This window comes from Pseudoduganella sp. GW821-FHT12E03 (genome assembly GCF_058807115.1).
In genome coordinates this window covers 184,161-203,808 of record NZ_JBXAQJ010000007.1, presented here as the reverse complement: position 1 = coordinate 203,808, position 19,648 = coordinate 184,161, and the positions used below count along the sequence as shown (strand labels likewise).

The window sequence follows — 19,648 nt, the reverse complement described above, 5'->3', positions numbered from 1 at the left end:
CCGTGAATTTATCTTCGTTATCCATCAAGCATCCGATCCCCGCGATCATGCTGTTCTTCCTGCTGTCATTTGCAGGATTGCTGGCCTATAAGGCCAACCCGGTGCAGGACTTCCCCGATATCCAGCTGCCGGTGGTGATCGTCACCGCCAGCCTGCCGGGCGCCGCCCCGGCCCAGCTGGAAACCGAAGTGGCGCGCAAGATCGAAGATGCGATCGCGCCGCTGCAGGGCGTGAAAAACATTCACACCTCCGTGCTCGACGGCGCCGCCACCCTGACGGTGGAATTCAACCTGGAGAAAAACGTCTCCGACGCGGTCAATGAAATCCGCGACGCCATCGCCCAGGTGCGGGCCGACATGCCGGGCGAATTGCGCGATCCGGTGGTCAACAAGGTGCCGACGGCGGGCCGCTCGGTGCTGACCTATACGGCGATGGGCAAGGCCGGCAAACCGGTCGACCTGCAGGAATTGAGCTGGTATGTCGACAATGACGTAACCAAGCGCCTGCTGACCGTCAAGGGCGTGGGCCAGGTCAAGCGCATCGGCGGCGCCGCGCGCGAAATCCGCGTCGAACTGGACGATAACCGCATGGCGGCCTTGAAGGTGTCGGCGCTGGACGTCTCGCGCCAGCTGCGCATGGTGCAGCGCGAAGCCCCGGGCGGACGCGGCGACGTGTCCGGCGCCGAGCAGTCGGTACGCACCATCGGCACCGTGAAAAGCGCGGCCGAACTGGCGGCCATCGATATCCCGTTGCCGGAAGGCCGCCACATCCGCCTGGACCAGGTGGCCACCGTGACCGACACCACGGCCGAGCGCCGCGCCGTGGCGGAGCAGGATGGCAAGCCGGTGGTGGCGTTTGAAGTGTTCCGCACCAAGGGCGCCAGTGAAACGCAGGTCGCCAACGACGTGAAAGCCGCGATCGAGGAGATGCGCAAGGCGCACCCGGCCTTCGAGTTGCACATGTCGATCGACAATGCCGCGCCGATCCAGGAAAACTTCGAAGGATCGATGGAATTACTGTACGAAGGCGCGCTGCTGGCCGTGCTGGTGGTGTGGTGGTTCCTGCGCGACTGGCGCGCCACGCTGGTGGCGGCCGCCGCGCTGCCGCTGTCGGTGCTGCCTGCCTTCCTCGGCATTTACCTGTTCGGCTATACGCTCAACACGGTGACCCTGCTGTCGCTGGCGCTGGTGGTGGGCGTGCTGGTGGACGACGCCATCGTGGAAATCGAAAACATTTCGCGCCACCTGCGCATGGGGAAAACGCCGTATGAAGCGGCGATGGAAGCGGCCGACGAAATCGGCATGGCGGTGATCGCCACCACGTTCGCGCTGGTGGCCGTGTTCCTGCCCACCGCGTTCATGGGCGGCATTCCCGGCCTGTTCTTCAAGCAGTTCGGCTGGACCGCCGTGCTGGCCGTGCTGGCATCGCTGGTGGTGGCCCGTTTGCTGACGCCGATGATGGCGGCTTACCTGATGAAGCCGGTCGCGCATGGTGAGGAAGCCGATGGCCCGATCATGAAGCGCTACATGCGCGTGATGCAGTGGTGCCTGAAACACCGTTTGATTACCGCCATCGGGTCGGGCGCCTTCTTTATCGGCTCCATCATGCTGGTGCCGCTGCTGCCGACCGGCTTCGTGCCGCCGGCCGACCGTGGCCAGACCCAGATCACGGTGGAACTGCCGCCGGGTTCGACCTTGCAGGAGACCCGCGCCATTGCCGAACAGGCGCGCCTGGCGGCGATGGACGTCAAGGGCGTGGTCAGCGTCTTCAGTTCGATTGGCGGCGGCTCGTCCGGCGACGCCTTCGCGCCGGGCGCGGCGGCCGAAGCGCGCCGCGCCATACTGACCCTGACCGCCGCGCACCGCAGCGACCGTTCGGAAAGCATGGCGGAAGTGGAAGAGAAAATCCGCGTCAAGCTCAATAACCTGCCGGGCGCCCGCTTCACGGTCGGCCCGCAGGATACCGGCGTGAAAATGCAGTTGGTGCTGCAAAGCGAAAACCCGCAAGCGTTGATCGAATCGGCGCAAAAGGTGGAACGCGAATTGCGCACGCTCAAAGGCATCGGCAACGTCAATTCCAGCGCGTCGCTGGTGCGTCCTGAAATCATCGTGCGTCCCGACTTCGCCCGCGCGGCGGACCTGGGCGTGACGGCGGCCGCCATCGGCGAAACCGTGCGCGTGGCCACCGCCGGCGACTATGACTTCGACATGACGAAGATGAACTTGCCGGAGCGGCAGGTGCCGATCCGCGTCAAGCTGCCCGATGCGGTGCGCGCCGACCTGGACGCCATCGGCCGCCTGACGGTGCCGGGCAAGAACGGTCCCGTGATGCTGTCCACCGTGGCCGACATTTCCATGGAATCGGGCCCGGCGCAAATCAACCGGCTGAACCGTTCGCGCAACGTGACCCTGGAAGTGGAATTGAATGGCCGCTCGCTCGGTGAAGTCAACGACGAGGCGCGCGCGCTGCCGTCCATGAAAGCGCTGCCGCCCTCGGTGAAGATCGCCGAACTGGGCGATGCGCAGGAAATGCAGGCGCTGTTCGCCAGCTTCGGCATTGCCATGCTGATCGGCGTAATCTGCATCTATTGCGTGCTGGTGCTGCTGTTCCAGGACTTCATGCAGCCGGCCACGATCCTGGCGGCGCTGCCGCTGTCGATCGGCGGCGCGTTCGTCGCGCTGTTGATCACGCGCAGCGCGCTGTCGATGCCATCGATGATCGGCTTGATCATGCTGATGGGGATCGTGACGAAAAACTCAATCCTGCTGGTCGATTACGCCATCATTGCGCGGCGCGAAGGCATGAAGCGTTTCGATGCGCTGGTCGATGCCTGCCACAAGCGTTCGCGCCCGATCCTGATGACCACCATCGCGATGGGCGCCGGCATGATGCCGCTGGCGCTGGGCTGGGGCGCCGACCCGAGCTTCCGCGCCCCGATGGCGCGCGCCGTGATTGGCGGGTTGATCACCTCGACCCTGCTGTCCTTGCTGGTGGTGCCGGCCGTGTTCACCTACGTCGACGACCTGGAACACTTGATGAAGCGCTGCATGGGCATGCTGCGCAAGACCAGGCGTCCGGCTACGGCGCGCCATGAAACGCCAAAGGCGGTGGAGAATGAAACCGCCCCATCCAAATAAGGAGACGGTATGGAACCACGCGTGATGGAATTGCCGCCAGTGACCCTGGCTTACCTGCGCCACACGGGGCCGTTCGGTCCCGCGCTGGGCGTGTTCTGGCGCGATGTCTTCAATCCGTGGCGCGCCGCCCACGGATTGATGAACCGCACCACGTACGGCATAGCCCAGGACGACCCGTCGAACACGCCGCCGGAGCAGTGCCGCTACGACGCCTGTGTGGAAGTGCCCGATGATTACGTGGCGCCGGCGCCGGCCGCCGTCACGCGCTTCCCCGGCGGGCGCTTTGCCGCCGTGCGCTATCGCGGGCCCGCGGCCGACATCGGCAATGCCTGGATGACATTCTACGGCAAGGTGCTGCCGGCATCCGGCTTGCAGCCTGCCCCGGGGCCGTGCTTTGAACGCTATGACGCGAGTTACACGGAAGATGCGGCGACCGGCGTGTTCGAATGCGACCTGTGCATCCCGGTCAGGTAGGCCCCCACCCTCCGCCCAGCGCACGGTATAAATCCACCGTCGCCACCAGCAGGCGCGCCTTCAATTGCAGGCGCGCCACATCCGCGGCGTACAAGGTGCGCTGCGCATCCAATTCCTCCAGGTAGGGCGCATAGCCATTGCGGTAACGGTTGCGCGCAATGCGCAACGTTTCCGCCGCCTGCGCGCGGCGTTCCTCATTGACGGCCAGTTGTTCGCGCAAGCGGACAATCGCGCCCAGCGCGTTATCGGTTTCCGCAAAGGCGGCGCGCACCGTGTTTTCATAGGCAATCAGCGCCTGGTCGCGCTGGAAGGCGGCGGCGTCCGTTTGCGCCTGCACCCGGCCGCCATCGAACACCGGCGCGGCCACAATACCGGCCAGTTTCCATAAATGCGCCGGGTCGCCAAGCAGCGCGTGCAAGGTGGACGATTGCAAGCCGCCCTGCACTGTCAGTCGGAAAGAAGGCAGCAACTGGTCGCGCGTGGCGGCCAACTGGGCCAGGCTGGCCTGCACCGCGCTGGCGGCGCGCGCGATATCGGGGCGGCGCTGCAATAATTCCGACGGCAATCCGGCCCTCACCTGCGGCGGCGCCAGGTCCGCCAGCGCGACACCGCGTGCAATGGGCCCGGGGTTGCCGCCGGCCAGCACGGCCAGCGCATTTTCCTGTTCCAACACCTGGCGCTGCAACTGCGGCACCTGTTCGCTGGCCGCCAGGAATTCCGATTGCGCCTGCAGCCACTCCAGCTTTGAACTGTAGCCCACTTCAAACTGGCGGCGCGCCAGGCCGCGCGAGCGTTCGCGCACCTGCAACGTGGCCCGGGCCAGCTCCAGTTGCGCATCGAGCCCGCGCAAATTCAGGTAGCCCGCCGCCACGGTGGCGGCAATCGACAGCCTGGCGGCATCGAGGCCGGCCTGTTCCGCCATGTAGCTGGCGCGCGCCGCATCGGTTTGCCGCTGCAATCGGCCCCAGACGTCAATTTCATAGGCCGCCTGGAATTCCGCAATAAACGCGTTGGCGGTGCGCGGCGCGCCGGTGGCGGTCGGCGCACGGGCGCGGGCCGGCGCGCCATCGGCACTGACGACCGGCTGCTGCGCGGCGTGCGCCAGCGCCACCAGGGCGCGGTATTCCGCCACGCGGGCCTGGGCGACCCGCAGGTCGCCGTTGTGTTCCAGCGCCTGGCCAACCAGCGATGACAACGCCGGGTCGCCATAGGATCGCCACCAGCGGGTGTCGACTGGCGTGGCAACGCCGGGAAGATCGGCAGCGGCCGGTGCGGTGGCTGGCGCCGCAGCCGAGCCCGCGTCAGCAGTACTGCTGGCAGTGCCGGCCGCCGTTGCAGAGCGCCATGCATCGGGCACCTGCAGCGCGGCAGGAGGCGCTGGCGGCACCTTGGCGGCGCAGCCGGCCAGCACCGCCGCCAGCACGAGCACGGAGCCAGCGCCCCCCATGCCGTGGCGCGGGCCATGCCGCCCAGCGGCCGCACTCATTGGTGCACTCCCGCTTCATCCTTCGGTACCGACGAGGTATCAATACTGACCACCACCGACATGCCGGGCCGCAGCCGTTCCGCCTCGCCCTGTCCCAGGTCGATGCGGATGCGCACCGGAATGCGCTGCGCAATCTTCACGTAATTGCCGGTCGCGTTATCGGCCGGCAGCACGGCGAATTCCGAACCGGTGGCGGGTGAGATGCGCTCGACCTGCCCCGTCATTTGCGTCCCATCGAGCGCATCGACGCGGAACGTCACGCTCTGGCCGACCCGCACATTGTTCATCTGCGTTTCCTTCAGGTTCGCCACCACCCACAACTGGCGCGGCACCAGTCCCATCAGCTGCGCCCCGGTATTCACATACGCGCCCTGGCGCACCATGACTTGCCCCAGCTGGCCGTCGGCCGGCGCCGTGATGTGAGTATTGTCGAGGTCCACCTGCGCGGCCTTCAATGCCGCTTCCGCATTGGCGACCGCCGCCTGCAGCGATTGGCGGTTGATGGTGACGGCCTGCGCCTGCTCCCTGGCGATGTCCAGCGCGGCGCGGGCCTGCGCCACCGCGGCCGTGCTTTGCGCGCGGGCGGCTTTTTGCGCATCCTGTTCACGCACCGACAGCGAACCATCGGCCACCAGCGCATCCACGCGCGCCAGGTCGGCCTGCGCGCGGACCGCCTGCGCCTGCGCATTGGCCAGCGCCGCTGCATTCAGCGCGACGGTGGCATGGGCGCCACGGCGCGACTGGTCCCAGTTGGCCAGCGCCGCCTGCTGCGCCGCCAGTTGCGCCTGCGCCTGTTCCACCCGCTGGCGGACGATGCGGTCATCCAGCTGCACCAGTAAATCGCCGGCCTTCACGTGCTGGAAATCCTGCACTTTCACGGCCGTCACATAGCCGGGCAACTGGGTACCGATCAAGGTCACCTGGCCCCGCACCAGCGCATTTTCCGTGGTCACGATCGGGGTGGAAAAAGGCGGCAGCCGCCACGCATACAAGACCACCAGCACGCCGATGATGGCCACCAGCAGGAAGCCGGCTATCGCGATGCGCTCCGGGCGGGTGTCGGCTGACGCCGGCGCTGCCGGTGGTGCTTCGGATGATGCCGCCGGTACTGGCGCGGCTGCCGGTGCTGCTGCGGCATCGGCGTCCGGCGCGGCGCCGTGCCCGGCGGGGTTGGGGGGTGTTTTACTCATCACGACGATCCCGAATTGTTAAGGGCGACATGGGCAAGTCCCGCCTGCGCATCGGGCGCGGGCGCGGGTTTGCAGGCGGTGCAGAGATTCCACAGGTAATGCAGCAGCATCCATGCGATGGTCGCCAGCGCCACCACGCCGATCGCCAGGAACACATCATTCCAAGCCAGGATATTGGCTTCGCGTGTGGCGGCGGCCCCCAGCGACGCGATGCCTTGCGCGCTGCGCGCGGCGGGGTCGCCCAGTGTCCCGCCCAGCGCCGAGGCGCCGCCCTGGATGCGGGCGGCCACTTGCGGATCGAGCAGGGTCAGGTGCTCGACCAGCTGGCTGGAATGGTATTTTTCACGCACCACCTGGACCGAATTGACCAGCGCGGAACCCAGCAAGCCGCCCAGGTTTTGCGCGATGGTGAACATCAGTGAAAAACTGATCAGGTTGCGCGGCGCCGCGATCACCGCGCCAAAGCCGGACACGAAGGTGGGGCCCAGGAAGAAGGTGCCGCCAAACGCCAGCAGGAACTGGCTGGCCAGCATTTGCTCGGGCCGCACCAGGCTGGTGGCGCGGCTGTCCATGAACGCACCGGCCGCCATCAGCGCCAGTGCGAATATCAGCGATGGCTGGATACGGGCGGGCGAAATGGTCAGCGCGCTGGCGGCAATGCCGGCCACGCTGCCGGCCAGGGTGACCATCCACAAGGTCTGCATCTGGTCATTGTTCATGCCCAGCGATTGCAGCAAGCCCACCGTGGCCGAGGCTTCGGTCTGCACGATGCGGATCAGCAGCACGGACAGCGCCAGCCGCAGCATGCTGGCGGTGCTGAGCCAGCGGGTATTCAACAGCGGCGACTTGCGGTGGTGCTCGATCAGCAGCGCCCCCGTCATCAGCACGATGGCGCCCGCCAGGCACCAGCCCAGCCAGGGCGCTTCCAGCCACCAGACGATGCGGCCCAGCGCCAGCACGGCGCACAGCAGCGCGATACCGGGCGCGAACAGGGCAAAGGTGGCGAAATCGAGTTTTTCAAAGGCGCGCACCCGGTCGCCGGGCGGCAGCGGCAACAGCAAGACACACCCCAGCGCCAGCAGCGCCATGCCCAGCTCAAAGAAATACAGGCCGCGCCATTCGCCGATTTCCAGCAATTCCGATGAAAACAGCCGCGCCAGCGGCAAGGCCAGCTGCGCGAAGCCGATGCCGATGACGACGCCCTTGAGGCGGTGTTCCTTCGGGAACGCTTGCAGCACGTAATACAGGCCCAGCACTGTCAGCGCGGCGCCGCTCATGCCATGCGCGGCCCGCACCGCGATCGCGGACGCCAGCCCGTGCACGAACAAATGCGCGACGGTGGCCACCACATACAGCAGTAAAAACAGTTCGGTGAACAGGCGCAGCCCATATTGCTGGCGGAATTTCACCAGCAGCAAATTCATCGACACATTGGCCATCACATAGGCGGCCGGCAGCCACGCGATTTCCGCCGCATAGACGCCCAGTGAACCTTGCAGGTACGGCAAATTGACGGTGACCAGCGCATTGCCCAATCCCCCCGTCAGCGCAACGATCAATCCGACCAGCAGGTAGGCCGCCCGGCGCGGCGCCGGGTGATCGGGCGTGGACGGAGAGCCCGGCAACATCGGGCGCTCGTGGGGAAGCCATGTTTGCGGGGCATAGACGTCCATCCCGGCAGGATAGCACTATGCCGCCGCTGCCGCGCAATCGGTCGGGGAGCCGGGCCGTTCACACCGCTGGCGGATCGGTTTCCCGCACCCATGCGCGGCCATCGGCCAGCGCCTGCTTGAAGGCGGCCAGCGCATCGGGCAAGTCGGCCGGTTCGGTGCCGATCAGGCCGGGATCGGGCGAGCCGTCGGGCAATTGCGCGGGAATCTGCGCCCTGGCCAGCAGCAGGATGCCCTTGCCCACGGCCAGGATCGGTTTGCAATGGCGGTATTGCAGCCGTACGAAATCCAGCGCCTGCGCCATGCCCGCCAGCGTTTGCGCGGCCTGTTCGCCGCACGGGATCGCCACCGCGTCGAACAGCACGCCCGGTGCATTTTCCAGGGTCCGTTCCACGGCGATCGGTGCGCCGTCCGCCGCCACCACCAGGCCCAGCCACAACCCCACGATATGGGGCACGGCGCCATCCTGTGTCAGCGCCGCCTGGATCGCCCGCACGCCTTCGCCATCGACGCCATCGGCCACCAGGATCGCCACTTGGCGTGTCGCAATGCCCTGCTGCCCGGGGCGCGCCATCAGCGACAGCGCCGGCGATGGCGGATACGAAGGCAGCGGCAGGCTGGTCGCCAGCGGCTGCGGCGCCGGCACCGGCAAGCCCAGTCCCGCCGCCACCGCCGACACCAGCGCATCATCGACATTGGCCAGCATCGACAGCATGCGCACGCGGATGCCAGGGGCCGTCACCTTGCTCAATTCAAAGCGGAAGCCATTGATGATGTGCTGCTGCTCGTGGCGCGTCTGGCTTTGCCAGAACAGGCGCGCCTGCGAATAGTGGTCGGCAAACAGTTCCGGCTTGCCGCGCACCTTGTCTTCCCGCGCCTCTTGCGCGCGGACACTGGTGAAACCCGCCATGCCCGCCTGGTACGGGCAGCCGCCGCCCAGCGAATTGGGTTCATACGCGACCTTGCCCCGGTTAATGGTTTGCCGGTGCATGCCGTCGCGCTGGTTGTTGTGCACCGGGCCGATCGGCGCGTTGATCGGGATTTCATGGAAATTCGCGCCGCCCAGGCGGCTGATCTGGGTATCCATATACGAATGGATACGCCCTTGAAGCAGCGGGTCGTTGGTAAAATCGATACCGGGAATGATGTGCGCGGCGCAAAACGCCACCTGTTCGGTCTCGGCAAAGAAATTGTCCGGATTGCGGTTCAAGGTCATGCGCCCGACGACTTTCAACGGCGCCAGTTCTTCCGGCACCAGCTTGGTGGCGTCCAGCACGTCGAACGGGAATTGCGCGGACTGTTCTTCCGTGAAGGTTTGCAGCGCCAGTTCCCATTGCGGATAGTTGCCCGACTCGATGGCGTCCCACAGGTCGCGCCGGTGGAAGTCCGGGTCGGCGCCAATGACTTTTGCCGCTTCATCCCACACCAGCGAATGGGTGCCGGCCAGCGGCTGCCAATGGAATTTCACGAACACGGAATCGCCCTCCGCATTCACCAGCCGGAACGTGTGCACGCCGAAGCCTTGCATCATGCGGTAGCTGCGGGGAATCGCGCGGTCCGACATGGCCCACATCAGCATGTGCATCGATTCCGGCATCAGCGACGCGAAATCCCAGAAGGTGTCGTGCGCGCTGGCGGCCTGCGGTATCGCGTTGTGCGGCTCCGGCTTGACGGCGTGCACCAGGTCCGGGAACTTCATCGCATCCTGGATAAAGAACACGGGAATGTTATTGCCGACCAGGTCCCAGTTGCCTTCATCCGTATAAAACTTGACCGCAAAGCCGCGCACGTCGCGCACGGTATCGGCCGAACCGCGCTCGCCGGCCACCGTGGAAAAGCGCACGAACACGGGGGTGCGCTTGCCCGCCCCGGCAAAGGGTGCGGCGCGGGTCAGGCTGGACAAATCCTCATACGATTCGAAGTAGCCATGCGCCGCCGATCCGCGCGCATGCACGACGCGCTCGGGAATGCGCTCATGGTCGAAATGCGTGATTTTTTCGCGCAGGATGAAGTCTTCCATCAGGGTCGGGCCCCGCAGGCTGGACTTCAGCGAATTCTGGTTGTCGGCCACCGGCACGCCCTGGTTGGTGGTCAGGCGCTGGCCGCCGTCATCGGCGCGCACGCGCCGCAGGTTGCCATCATTGGGATTGACGCCCGGGGCGGGCGGTGCGCCGGTCTTGGGCGATGCCTGGTGTTCGGACTGGGTGCCGGCGGTGGCGCCAGGCGCCGCCGGCAAATGATGGCCTTCCGGTGGCGTACGCGATGGCTCGCCATGTTCGGCGGCCTTGTTGGGGTTGTGGGTGACAGTGTTGGCCAGGTCAAGGGCGCTGGCGGCGGGGTCGGGTCGGGTCATTGAAGTCCTCAGGAATCAGCGCAGCAGCGCGATCAAAATGATGATGGGGAGCGGAACACCCAGCAGCCAAAGCAGGATGGAGCGCATCGCGGTTCTCCTTTAATAAGTGCGCGGCGGGGAAGCGAGGTCGCGCTGCCGGCCGCCAAAGGTCGCAGCCAGGCTGGCGGAAAATGCGCCCAGCAACAGTGCGATAAACATCCACAGGGCGGAATACGCGCCGGCTTTACGCGCGGCATCGGCGGCGGCCAGGGCGTTTGCCTGGGCCGCTGCGCGGGCCTGCTGCAGCCGGGCCACCACCTCATCGGTCCGGCGTTCGGCGTCGGAAGGTTCCAGGCCGGTACGCTTGGCCACCATGCGCGCCACATACTGGCGGTCTTCGTCGGACAGGCCGCCGGGATGGGCATCAAGCAGGCGCACCAGTTCCGCGCGCAGCGCGGCGCCGGTGACGTCCGGCAGCGGCATGGTGTCGGAACGCAGCAGCAGGTCCGCGTAATAAGCGGTGGCCGATGCGCTGGACGGGGTGCCCGGCGCGGCGCCCGATGCACCGGACGCCGGTGCCGCGCCATCGGCGGCGTCGTGCGCCGCACCGCCGGCACCGGCGCCGCCTCCGTTCGCGGCGCCGGTGCTGCGGGCGATGGCGGCCAGCGCATCGCCGCCGGGCAAGGTCCGGCCGGACTCGGCCCTGGCAGCCTCGCCGGACGCGGGTCCGCCCGGCCGGCCGGCATGCGCCGCCGCAGGCCCGGCAGCGGCCAACTCGGCCGCGCCGCCCAGCACCGATCGCACGGCGCCGGCCATCAGCGCCGCCGCCAGCAAGGTCGCGCCGGCCCACGCCAGCAAGCCGTGGGCCGTGTCGCGGAAATACACTTCGTCGCCGTGCACGCCATACCAGCGCACCCGCAACCGGCCCGCCATGTAGCCACCCACGGCGCTCGACGCCAGTTGCATCAGCGACAGCCATACGATAGCCGCCTTGCCCAGCGGTGCGCTGCTGTACGACCACGGCGACACCGCCGCCAGTCCCAGCCCGACGCCCAGCACCAGCAAGATGAACGACAATGCCGCCGCCGCCACCGCTCCCGCCGCCACCGCGCTCCACGAGACGGCCGCGTAGCTCGGTTGCGCCGCCGGCACCGACGTGACGCCGGCCTCGCCAGCGCCGGCAAGGGGTGGGCCTGCGGGAACCGAGGGAACCGGGGTTCGCATGGCGCGGGCCAACGTGGTTATTTACGCGAGCTCAGCAGCTTAGACAAGCCGTAGCCTGCCGCCATTGCCAGCAGCACCGATACAGCCGGACTGCTGCGCACATAGCCTCGCCCCTGCTCCGCATATTGCTTATAGGTGGCGCTGAGTTTTTCGCCTTTAACGGCCAGCTTATCGCTTACCTTGCTGGCGGTATCGGCGATCTTGTCGGTGGCGCTGTGGGCGGCCGACGCCAGCTTGTCGGCAGCGGGCTGTACTTTTTCAGCCACGCGGTCAACGGCCGCGTGGGCCGAACTGGCCAGGCGGTCCGCGGTCGGCTGCGCCTTGTCGGCGGCCTGGTCAATCGCACCGTGCGCATCTTTCGAAAGGTCGCGGCCGATCGACGTTACGGTATCGCTGGATTTGTTGGTGCCGGAAGAAATGTTGTCCATGGTCGAGTCCTCGTCATGTAGTGGAATGGGCTGGATTGCCAGTACACGATAGGACGATCGCTTGCTATGTACAGTGCGGCACATAACAGAGGCGCGGGAGGGCCGACCAGATCACTGTTCCTGTCCGCAATGTCACACCCCGGGGTCAGACCCCGGGGTGTGACATTGCGATGGTACAACTAGGGCGCTTTCGGGCTTTCCTGGGGACCCAGCAGCGTTGGCTTCAGGCTGCCGGTATCGACCACCAGCCGCTGCAACACCAGTCCCGGATCGACCGACCAGAACTTCAGCACATGCGGGCCGGGACGGTCCACCGTATGCGTGGTGAGGAACACCGCGGCGTTATCCTGCACCGCCGTGGTCCAGGAAGCCGCGTGCGCCGCATCGTGGATATCGACCAGTTGCGGCGCCTCGTCGTCCATCGACACCGCATAGCGCAAGCCCTGCCCCGGCAGGAATGCATGGGTCGGCGACAGTACCGCCTGCACCGTCACCTTGCCCTTGGTCGCCAGGTGGAGATCGTATTCAAGGCGCAGATCGGCCAGCTTCGGCGCGGGCGGCTCCGGCGCCGGTGCGGGGACGGGTTCCGGTTCGGAAACCGCCGCCGGCGCCGGCACTGCGGAAAAGACACCTGGCGCCGCACCAGCCACTTCAACGGCGGCGCCCGTTGCGGCGGCAGAAGCGGCCGGTGCAGAGGCGGCGTTGGCGGCGGCATCGGCGGCCCCCGTAGCGGCCGCTTCCGCCCCATCGGACGGCGCCACCACGGGCGCCGCCGGCTTCACTTCGACCGGCTTGGGCGGCGGCGGTGGCGGTGGCGGTGGCGGCGGCGCCACCACCGGCAGCGCCGTCATGCCGGACAAGGTCCGTCCCAGCCCCGGAATCTTCAGCCACTGCCGCCCTTCCGGCGCCAGCGCCCGCGCATAGTGCTCGGCCTCCACCGTGACCGCGCCCTGCGATTCCAGGTAGCTGCCGGCCGCCGGCTTCACGCCCGCCGACGGCGGCCGCAACGGTACCTGCACCGTGGCCTTGGCGCCATCCGGCCCCAGGATCGCCAGCACCGCCACCTCGGCGCCGGCCGGCACATCGGTCCAGCGCACCTCGACCGTGATGCGTTGCGACTTGGCCACCGTGCCGCTCGACCGGCTCAGGGTGATCCAGGGCGCGCTGGCGGCGATGGTGAATTTGAACGGGTTCTGGCCCCGGTTGAAAATGTCGACGTGGCGCTGCTGCTTGCCGCCCGCATCCATCCGTGGCAGGGCCAGCTTGTCGCTGCCCGCATCCGGCCAGACGGTGGCGCTGCCTTCCACCGCCACGCCCATGTCGGCGGCGCGGCTGGGCTGCACTTCGGCCACCGCCGGCATCACATTGCGCGCCGTGCCGCCACCGAGGTGGACTTGCGCCATCAGCCGGTTCCATTTGCCGCCGCTGATGTCTTCGTGGTACACCCGCGCCAGTTCGGCGTCCTGCTTGAACAGGTCGCGCACCTTGGTGGCCAGGTCATTGGCGGCCACCCTGCCCTGCCCGGCCTGCAGGCGGTTTTGCGCGGCGGCCGTCAGCATGTCGGCCACCACGGCGCTGCCCTGCGCCGGATACAGCACCAGCTGGTAAAACGCATCGCGCAAATCCGACGGCAAGCCGCCATCGATTTTCTCGGCCTTGCCGGACACCGCGCGGTACTCGCCCACCACCCGTCCCGCCTCGTCGCCGTGCAGCAGGCTGTAGTCGCCGGGCGCCAGCAATTCCGGCGCGCGGCGCGCGTTGTATTGCGCGGTCTTGCCGACGATCTCGGCCACGTCATCGGCATACTGCGGCCCGAATTCCCGGCCCGCCCACAGCTTCAGGTAGTCCGGCAACCGCTCGGCAGGCCAGGCTTCAGGATTCCATGCATAGGTGAGGAAAAATTCCGCCGGCACCTCAAACGGCTTCAGTGGCCCGACATGCGCGATCCACATGCGGTCGGCGCCATGGCGCCACGCCAGGTGCAATTGCTCCCACAGTTTGGGCAGCGGCGCCGCGTTGACCCATGAACGCTGCGGCGCGTCGCGCGCAATGTGGTATTCGATCCCCGCGCCGCCGGCCCGCTTGCGTTCGTCATGGGTCGGCAGACGGCGCAGGTAGCCGGCGCCATCGTCGCACATCAGCAGCAGCGCCTCGTCCGCCGGGGGCTTGCCCTCGTTGCCGCAGACGGCCACCAGCTGCGGCCCTTTCCACAGCCGCCTGGCCTTGCCGTCGGTCGGCGGCGCGCCCACCATCACGCCATAGTCTTCCGCGCGCTGCGCGTTTTGCTTGTCGTCGGCCAGGAAGGCGGCTTCGCCGGTGGCCGGCCACAGGGTATTGCCGCGCAACCGCAGCAGCAATTCATAAACGCGCTCATAAAACTTCGCGTTGTAGCCGCCAAACGATTGCTTTGCCCACGCCGACAGCCCGGGCGCTTCGCCATCGAGCGCCATGCCACGGTACCGCACCGCCGGCGCCTCCGCCACCTTGACCCCGGCGTCCACGGTCAGTTGCCGGTGGCGCTGCGGCGGCACGTCGGCCCACCAGTGCCATGGCGACACGCCGATCTGCTCCGATAATTCATAGATGCCATACAGCGTGCCGCGCCGGTCGCTGCCCGCGATCACCAGCGCACGCTCGACGCCGGGCAGCGGGCGCACCAGCACCTGCACCTGCCACGCTTCCCATTTCCCCTTGATGGCCGCGACATCGAGCGTCCCGGAGCGGGCCAGCCGGTCGATCACGGCGCTCTTGCCCAGCGTACCGATAATCACCACGTCGGCGCCGGATGGCGTGCCCTTGCCCAGTGCGGGGCGGCGCGCGCTGACGCGCTCGATGTCAGCCTGCAAATCCGCCACCGCCCGCAGCACGGCCGGATACTCGCCGCTGTCGGCATACAGCGGCGCGGCGTCGCTGCCCCGCACCAGGCCGAACGCGGCAGGCGAGGCCTGGTCATAGCCGACAAAGCGCTTTTGTCCCAGTGCGTGCGCGGGCGCCGCCAGCAGCAGACAGGCCAAACCCGCGGCCACACTAGCGGCTACACTGCCGGCCAGCGCCAGCCTCTGCATCAAAGTCACGCGATACTCCTGATTTATTTCAAAGGGTCAATTATCGCCCCAACAACGCGGCGCCGCTGCGCACCGTTGACTTGCATTCCCATAATGTGGGGCAGCCCACAGACACCCGCCCGGCACACGCGCATGCTGACCGGGACAACCCGTGCCTGAAGGTGCCATCATGCTGCCTGTAACCAACCCTGTCGACGCGGCATCCACTGTCGCCCCGCTCACCCCAGCCCTTTCCGCGTCCGCCGCCGCTGCCCTGGCGGCGGGTCGTGCCCTGGCCGACAACGCGTCCGCCGTGGACTTTTCCGGCCTGGCGCAATTCCTGTCCACGGTCGCGCTGACGCGCCGCCAGCTGGACCAATTGCAGGGTGGCACGGCCAGCACCCCGACCGTCGCCGACATCATGCTGCTGAACGTGGCGGCCACCAACCTGACCCAGTCGTTCAACCAGTTGCCACCTTCCGCCCTCGATACCTTGCCGCCGCTGCCGGACAGCCAGGGCGGCACGCTGGGCGAACGGCTGGCGCTGGTGCTGCAACAACTGGGCGCCACGGCGGGACGGGGCGGTCCGATTTCCAGCAGCACCCTGGCCGGGGTCGGCATTACGCTCGATCCGCTGGCCCCGGCGTCCAGCGCCGATCTGCTCAATGTGGAAGCGCCTCTACTGCGCGCCGCGTTCGCCGCCGACCGCGACGGCACGCTGGCGCTGCTGACCCGCACCACCGAACAATTCAATGCGCTGGGTGTCGCCGTGGCGCAAGCGGAAGCGGCCTCCGCCACAACGCCGGCGCCCGCCACCGCCCCGCCGGCCGCGCCTGGTTCAGACGCCACGCTGGCCGGCCTGGCGCTGAATGACGCGCTGGCGGGCACGCCGGCCGAGGTATTGCGCCAGCAACAACTGGCCGTGGCGCGCGAGGCCGCTGCGGAGGCATCGCGCACGCAACAGGAAACCCAGGCCGACCGGCTGGCGGCGGACCGGGCCGCCGAACGGCGCCAGCTGGACGTCTCGGCACAGGAAGATGCCGCCGCCACCGCGCTGGCGCAACGCATGGCGGCCCGGCAAAGCACCGACCTTGCCCAGCGCGCCGCCGCCTTGCGGCAAGAACTGGATCAGGTGCAATCGGCCCTGGAATTACAGGCGCAACAACAGTTGCAAGCCAACCTGGACCTGGCGACCGGCAGCGATGCGCGCTTGCGTGTCCAGCAAGAAGCCACTACACGCGCCGCGCAGCAAAGCGGACAGCAGGAAGCGCAGCAGCGTTTATCCGCGCAACAGGCACAACAGGCGCAGCAAGCGCAACAACGGGCGCAGCAGGATGCCCAGCAGCAAAGCGTCGTCCGCAATGACGCCGCCCGCAGTGAAACCGATCGCGCCACCGCGCGGCGCAATACCGCCGCCATTGCGGAAGCGCGCGATGAAGCCACCTTGGCCGCGCGCATGGCCGCACAGCGGCAAACTTCGGCGCAAGCTGCCCAGCAGACGCGGCAGGCCAACCCGCCGTTGCAGCCGGATCAGGTACAGCCGGATCAGGTGCAGGCGGAACAGCAGACAGCGCAAGCCCGGCAACGCCTGGCGCAACAGGCACGCCTGACCGCGCAGCAGGAGCAGGCGGCACGGGCGCAATCCCGGCAAACGCAGGCTGCGCAAAACGCCACGGCGCAGCCTGCGGCAAGCAGCGGCGCGCAAGCCGAACGCGACGCCGAGGCCGACGCACAGCTCACCGGGGACAATCGCCTCCAGGCCCAGCGCCGCGAGCAGGCAGCGCAACAGGCCGCCCGCACCGCCACGGAAGCACAGCAAGACCGCGCCATCGCCGACCGCGCCGACAATGTCCGCCTCACCACTGCGGGCCAGGCCAATTTGCGTGCACAAACCAGCGCGCTGGCGGAACAGATGGACGAACAGCGCGAAACGGCCCGCCAGCAAGCCGTGCAACAGCAGGCACGCCAAAACGCCGCCGTGGAAAGCGAACGCACCGTCCAGCGCACCGGCGCCGAGCGCCGCACCCTGGCGGCGCTTGCGCAAGCCCAGGCGGACCAAGCCAGCCAGGCGGAAGCCGCACAGCAGACCAACACCGGCGCCGCCACGCAAACCGCAGCGGCACGGCAGGAGCGGCAAGCCACCGAACGCACCGCGGCCACCCGCGCAGCCGAACAACGGGTGGCCGAACAACAGGCCGCCGAGCTCCAAGGCGCACGGCCGGAAGCCCAGGGCGCCGCCGCCATGGCGGCGGCGCAGCGCACGGCGGAGCAGCGCCTGGCACTGGAACAGCAAGCCGCCCGGGGCCGCGCCAACGCGCAGGCGCAGCGGGAGCGCCAACTGACCGAAGCCGCCGCCGCGGCACGGCAAGTCCGCGCCGAACAGCAAGCGGACGTGCTGGCCAATGCGGCGGCCCAGGCGGAGCAGGCACGGCAGGCTGCCCAGGCCGCCAACGCGCAACGCCCCCCCAATGCCGCCGATCCCGCCCAGGCGGCCGCCATCGCCGCCTACAGCGGTCACGCGATGGCCGCCGCCGGCGCACGCCCGCCTGTGCCACCGGCCCAGGCGGCAAGAGTCCCCACCGCAGCCCCCATTCCGCCCGTGCGGCCGGTCCCACCTGCCGATGAGGCGGCTGGTGGCGGCGTGAATCCGGACAGTACGGCGCGGACGCAACGCTAAAATAATCTATTGGCATCAAACAGATGACCAATGGCGGTTATTTGCACCTTAATGCACCATCTCTGTAATAATTAACCGTCGCCGCCACTCTTCCGCCAGCACCGGAGTGGCGGCTTTATATTCGGATATCTGATGGCATCCCAACGCAAGCGCACATTGATAACGGCGTGCGGACTGGCTGCCGGCATGCTGGCACTGGGCCCGGCACTGGCCCACGCCGCACCGCCGCAACCGGTCACGCTCTTGCTGGGCGACGCGCTCGATGCGCAAGGCCGGCAAAAGCCGCTCAAGCCCTGGCGGCGTAAATTGTTCGACTACCTCGAGCAAGAGCTCAACATCACCTTCAACATCAAGAGTTATCCGTGGCCGCGCGCCGAACGCAACGCCCGCACCGGCGCGGGCCTGATCTTCGGTTTACCAAAGACCGGCGAGCGCCTGCGCGAGCTGCACTATTCCGATATCGTGGGCAGCAATACACTGTGGCTGGTCACGCGCAGCGACGCCACCTTTCCGTTCACCTCCCTCGATGATTTACAGGGCAAGACGGTGGGCGCAGTGCGCGGCTATACCTATGGCGATGAATTCGAACGCCGCCGCAACAAGCTGTTTCGGGTGGAAGACGACATCGCTTCGCGCGCGGCGCGTCTGCAGCGGCTGCTGTTGAAACGGGTCGACGCGGTCTTGCTGGTGCAGCCCGCCGGGGAATCCGCCCAAGACATCGAGATGGAGTTGCGCGCGTTCATTGCCCCGTATCTCAAAGACATGAACCTGGCGCCGGACGTCAGCCTGTCGGTGTTGCCGCAACCGGTACAAACCGACAATGGCGAACACTTTGCCATTGCCTATGGCCAAGACAACGGCCTGATCGACCGCATCAATGCCGCGCTGGCGCGCCAGCGTCGCCGCACGGCGCAACGCTGAATGTTCTTGCGGCCGGCGCGGCCCACCGAAGGCGCCGCCTGCGGCCGGATTATCGTTACCAATCAGCAACATCACAGTGTCGGATTTTTTTACACTTGTGTCGGCTCAAGAAATGTCAACGGTGCAACTCATTGATTTTACGACAGTAATATTGATGGCATGCAAATTGCTAAAAGTAGCACTGAAGTAACTTAACTTTCCTATAGGCCAACAATCATGAAAAAAGCGCTTCTTGCCGCCGCCCTGCTGACCGCCACCCAATTCGCCCAGGCTGCCGTGATCAGCCATTCCACCACCGGCCTGTCGTCGCCTACGTCTACCATCACCTTTGACGAGCATGTGCTCGGCGGCAGCGCCAGCGTCACCACCGAATGGGCGGCGGAAGGCGTGAGTTTTACGCCATTCCTGCGTTATTCGCCCCAGGAAGGCTTCCCCAACATCACCGGCGCCACGCTGGGCAATTTTCAGCCGGGTCCGTCTCCAACCACGTTCGAGCTGAATTTCACCAACGTGCAATCGGGGGCGGCGTTTGCCATGGCGTCCAACTCTTCGGTATGGACATTTGAAGCGCTGCTGGGCAATACCGTGCTGGACTCGTTTACGACCGAAGTTGGCCTCGGCGACGATAACTTCTACGGCTTCTCCGGCTTTAACTTCGACGCCATTCGCGTGATCGGCGACGACTACATGTTGCTCGACAACGTGCAACTGAACACCGCGCAATCGAGCAATGTTCCCGAGCCGGCCTCCATGATGCTGTTTGGCCTGGGCCTGGCAGGCCTGGCGGCTGCCCGCCGCCGCAAGCAAGCCTGATATCCCTCCAAGTGCGCATGGATTCCCATGCGCACTTCATCGTCATGCCCCCCCCCCGCACGCATGGTTTGCGCTTGCCCCGCCTGCCAGCGCAGCCGCACAGCGCAACGCTGAAACCTGGCCGCACCGGCGGTTTTCCGCACGTTTTTACATATTTCCGCATAACCGTACAAGCAGCGCCCGCCCGCCCCGCAAGATACCGCGCCGGCGCCGCAGTTTGCGCTTGCCCTGCCATTTCGCCTTGGGGATAAT

Annotated in this window: 12 protein-coding genes; 5 read left to right on the top strand and 7 right to left on the bottom strand. The window is 67.1% G+C overall.

From position 1 onward, the window contains the following. The first annotated feature begins 2 nt into the window (after nucleotides 1-2). Both AC1RRC_RS19000 and AC1RRC_RS18995 read left to right on the top strand, forming a co-directional pair. Entirely contained in the window at nucleotides 3-3,137 is a 3,135-nt protein-coding gene (locus tag AC1RRC_RS19000) for an efflux RND transporter permease subunit (RefSeq protein WP_493057087.1), read from the top strand. 9 nt (nucleotides 3,138-3,146) lie between these two features. After that, entirely contained in the window at nucleotides 3,147-3,611 is a 465-nt protein-coding gene (locus AC1RRC_RS18995) for an AraC family transcriptional regulator (protein ID WP_493057086.1), read from the top strand. On the opposite strand, the gene AC1RRC_RS18990 is transcribed toward AC1RRC_RS18995, so the two are convergent. From AC1RRC_RS18990 to AC1RRC_RS18960, 7 genes are all read right to left on the bottom strand, one after another. After that, a complete protein-coding gene (locus tag AC1RRC_RS18990) occupies nucleotides 3,604-5,097 on the bottom strand; it encodes an efflux transporter outer membrane subunit (protein ID WP_493057085.1) in 1,494 nt (497 codons plus the stop codon). The genes AC1RRC_RS18995 and AC1RRC_RS18990 overlap by 8 nt on opposite strands. Further along, the gene (locus AC1RRC_RS18985; protein WP_493057084.1) at nucleotides 5,094-6,287 is read right to left on the bottom strand and encodes an HlyD family secretion protein; all 1,194 of its coding nucleotides are present in this window, start codon (nucleotides 6,285-6,287) and stop codon (nucleotides 5,094-5,096) included. Before AC1RRC_RS18985 ends, AC1RRC_RS18990 begins: the two co-directional genes overlap by 4 nt. Continuing rightward, the gene (locus tag AC1RRC_RS18980; protein WP_493057083.1) at nucleotides 6,287-7,915 is read right to left on the bottom strand and encodes an MFS transporter; all 1,629 of its coding nucleotides are present in this window, start codon (nucleotides 7,913-7,915) and stop codon (nucleotides 6,287-6,289) included. Before AC1RRC_RS18980 ends, AC1RRC_RS18985 begins: the two co-directional genes overlap by 1 nt. A 103-nt stretch (nucleotides 7,916-8,018) precedes the next feature. Continuing rightward, nucleotides 8,019-10,310 carry a catalase gene (locus AC1RRC_RS18975; protein ID WP_493057082.1) on the bottom strand — a complete coding sequence of 764 codons (2,292 nt, stop codon included), beginning with the start codon at nucleotides 10,308-10,310 and terminating at the stop codon, nucleotides 8,019-8,021. 99 nt (nucleotides 10,311-10,409) lie between these two features. Continuing rightward, the gene (locus AC1RRC_RS18970; RefSeq protein ID WP_493057081.1) at nucleotides 10,410-11,513 is read right to left on the bottom strand and encodes a hypothetical protein; all 1,104 of its coding nucleotides are present in this window, start codon (nucleotides 11,511-11,513) and stop codon (nucleotides 10,410-10,412) included. Between the two features lie 17 nt (nucleotides 11,514-11,530). After that, nucleotides 11,531-11,941 (bottom strand): hypothetical protein, encoded by a 411-nt coding sequence (locus tag AC1RRC_RS18965; protein WP_493057080.1) that lies wholly within the window; start codon nucleotides 11,939-11,941, stop codon nucleotides 11,531-11,533. Between the two features lie 179 nt (nucleotides 11,942-12,120). Then, complete coding sequence (locus tag AC1RRC_RS18960) at nucleotides 12,121-15,006, bottom strand: glycosyl hydrolase 115 family protein (protein WP_493057310.1); 2,886 nt, start codon at nucleotides 15,004-15,006, stop codon at nucleotides 12,121-12,123. 169 nt (nucleotides 15,007-15,175) lie between these two features. Between AC1RRC_RS18960 and AC1RRC_RS18955 the strand changes: the two genes are divergently transcribed. The 3 genes from AC1RRC_RS18955 (at nucleotide 15,176) to AC1RRC_RS18945 (ending at nucleotide 19,396) form a co-directional block, all read left to right on the top strand. Next, complete coding sequence (locus AC1RRC_RS18955; RefSeq protein WP_493057079.1) at nucleotides 15,176-17,662, top strand: coiled-coil domain-containing protein; 2,487 nt, start codon at nucleotides 15,176-15,178, stop codon at nucleotides 17,660-17,662. 132 nt (nucleotides 17,663-17,794) lie between these two features. Beyond that, nucleotides 17,795-18,583 carry a substrate-binding periplasmic protein gene (locus tag AC1RRC_RS18950; RefSeq protein WP_493057078.1) on the top strand — a complete coding sequence of 263 codons (789 nt, stop codon included), beginning with the start codon at nucleotides 17,795-17,797 and terminating at the stop codon, nucleotides 18,581-18,583. Between the two features lie 216 nt (nucleotides 18,584-18,799). Continuing rightward, entirely contained in the window at nucleotides 18,800-19,396 is a 597-nt protein-coding gene (locus AC1RRC_RS18945) for a PEP-CTERM sorting domain-containing protein (protein WP_493057077.1), read from the top strand. The last annotated feature ends 252 nt before the right edge of the window (nucleotides 19,397-19,648 follow it).